This window comes from Burkholderia sp. AU4i (genome assembly GCF_000466765.1).
Classification (GTDB): Bacteria; Pseudomonadota; Gammaproteobacteria; order Burkholderiales; family Burkholderiaceae; genus Burkholderia; species Burkholderia cepacia.
This window is the reverse complement of record NZ_ASSI01000428.1, coordinates 1-1,315: the sequence shown is the minus strand read 5'-3', so window position 1 is coordinate 1,315 and position 1,315 is coordinate 1. Positions and strand designations below refer to the sequence as shown.

The 1,315-nt window shown below is 61.1% G+C and carries 2 protein-coding genes; both read left to right on the top strand.

What is annotated here, in order from left to right:
* The first annotated feature begins 263 nt into the window (after window positions 1-263).
* A complete protein-coding gene (locus tag L810_RS43270; protein WP_021164377.1) occupies window positions 264-833 on the top strand; it encodes a YdeI/OmpD-associated family protein in 570 nt (189 codons plus the stop codon).
* A gap of 203 nt (window positions 834-1,036) precedes the next feature.
* On the top strand, window positions 1,037-1,315 hold a 279-nt coding region (locus L810_RS43265), incomplete at its 3' end, for a GNAT family N-acetyltransferase (protein WP_042978467.1).

Below are 1,315 nucleotides of genomic sequence, written 5' to 3'. Positions count from 1 at the left end.
GTTCGGGAAGGTGACCTACACGTTCTGACGGGCGGATGGGGAGGCCTTGGCGCGGTGGGCGGCGAGGTCTCCCGTCCGGAAGCGGTGTTCGATGCTTCCGTCACCGGGTATGGGAAACGGTATTCCGCCCCAAGCCCGTCGACGGGCTGGTGACTGCAGAGTTGCCGGTCTTTCGGTCGCGCCACGGGCGTCAATGTCCGTATCAACGCTGTTAGACTGCGGACGCCTTCCCCGTAGATGTACTCCCCATTCAGGACATCGACATGACCGAATGCACGCTCACGTTTTCCAGTCAGATCGAATGGGAAAGCTGGTTAGGGGAAAACGGCAGCACGTCAACCGGCGCATGGCTGCGTCTCGCGAAAAAAGGCACCGGGCAGCGAACCGTCACCTACGAACAGGCGCTGGAAAGCGCCCTCTGCCATGGCTGGATCGATGGTCAAAAGCGGGCCGGGAATGACCAATACTGGTTACAACGCTTCACCCCACGCACCGCCAAAAGCCTGTGGTCGCAACTCAACAAGGACCGGGCCGAAGCACTGATCGCCGCAGGCAGAATGCGCCCGCCCGGCATGGGCGAAATCGAGAAGGCCAGGAAGGACGGCCGCTGGAACGCTGCTTATACGTCGGCCAGCAACTCGACCGTGCCGGACGACCTGCAGGCGGCCCTGGACGCCAATCCCGGAGCCAAGAAATTCTTCGCAACCCTGAACAGCCGTAACCGCTATGCGATCCTGTATCGCATACAGAATGCCAAAAAGCCCGAAACAAGGGCGCGCAAAATCGGGGAGTTCATCGACATGCTGATGCGTGGCGAAACCTTCCATCCATGAATTGTTCGCCGACGAAGATTTTCCGAACGTGGGGGATACAACCCGTCATGGCCGCTTCGGCTCGACATCCGTCATCACACACTCGTTCCATTCTTCGGACTATGATGATTCGGCCGACAGCCACGGGGCTGCCGGCTCACGCGTCCTCGATACATTGCACGTAACGCAACGCGCATTCCCTAGCGCAGCGACCGGGGTGAATCATGGATCAACACGAAGACTTCATCGTGCGCACCATGTCGGCCGACGAGGTAGCCATGTCGATCGAATGGGCGGCGGCGGAAGGCTGGAACCCCGGCCTGCACGATCCTTCCTGTTTCTGGGAAGCGGACCCGGCCGGGTTCTTCGTCGGCGTCTGGCGTGGCGAGCCGGTCGCGTGCCTCGCCGCCGTCGCCTACGACGAACGCTTTGGTTTCATCGGCCTCTACATCGTGAAACCCGGGTTTCGCGGCAAGGGCTTCGGCATCCGAATCTGGCAGCAC

Excerpts from the sequence above, each read along its gene's own strand:
- L810_RS43270 (WP_021164377.1), top strand. The coding sequence starts at position 264 with ATGACCGAATGCACGCTCACGTTTTCCAGTCAGATCGAATGGGAAAGC.